The organism is Pseudoalteromonas shioyasakiensis (assembly GCF_022398475.1).
Taxonomy (GTDB): Bacteria; Pseudomonadota; Gammaproteobacteria; order Enterobacterales; family Alteromonadaceae; genus Pseudoalteromonas.
On sequence record NZ_JAKEVM010000287.1, the window covers coordinates 1 to 991 of the forward strand.

1 protein-coding gene is annotated in these 991 nt (G+C 35.1%); it reads right to left on the reverse strand.

Annotated elements, in window-relative coordinates; translation table 11 throughout:
- On the reverse strand, positions 1-917 hold a 917-nt coding region (locus tag L1D51_RS21510), incomplete at its 3' end, for a LysR family transcriptional regulator (protein ID WP_239964843.1).
- Between the last annotated feature and the right edge of the window lie 74 nt (positions 918-991).

A 991-nucleotide genomic window follows, 5' to 3' on the forward strand; every position in this document is an offset into this window, starting at 1 on the left:
AAATAATCACAAACAAAATTTAAGAATACATTAAGTCTGTGGGGAAGTAACTTTCTTCCCCCATATAAAAAACCAATAGGAATGTTTTGCGATTCAAGGGCTGGAAATACTCTTACTAACTGTCCTTGTTGAATTTCGTGCTGAATAATGAAACTTGGTAGTAGCGTTACCCCACTCCCTTGAATTGCGAGATTTTTCCTTACAGATAAGCTTTTTATCCTAGTATGAATATTTGTCAGATGTAACATTTTGGGTTCTTTACCGATCAAAACAGGAACTACAGTCTCCCTTCCTTTTATTCGGTAACGATCAGAAACTAACCAAGGAACATTTTCAACCGCATAGTTGTGATTACTTAACTCTTCAGCAAAAAGTCGAGATGCATACACTTTTGCACGAATTGTTGTTATAGGTCTATAGTAATAGGCGCTATCTTTCACTTCCCCAATACGTACTACGGCATCAAAATTATCCTTGACTGGATCTTTAACTTCTGGGGTAGCTTCAATTTGTATATCGATATCTGGGTGCTTTTTTCTAAACAGAGGAACAATATTTAGAAGTAAATATTCGCTAAGCTCTATAGAACAAGCTATTTTCACCGTTCCTGATCGGCCAAATTGACCTTTCTGACTCAACTGATTTAAAACTGATTCTAATCCAAGAATATGAGGATTGATTTCTTGAAATAATTCGTCACCTTCGACAGTCAACCGCATTTTTCTAGTCGTTCGTTCAATTAGAGTAACTCCTATAACATTTTCCAACGTTTTGAGGTTACGACTGATTGCAGATTTAGACATGTCTAGTTCTTCGGCTACTTTTGACATATTCATGACAGTTGCAACTCTTGCGAAAACGTACAACTGATTGAAATTCGCTTTGGATAGTTTTAATAACATTGGTTCAACTTTCAATTTTCACTCTATCAATGATAATAGAATTAACTAGTTATGCCCATTTTTTCGTTCTCTTACTCATAATTAAAAAC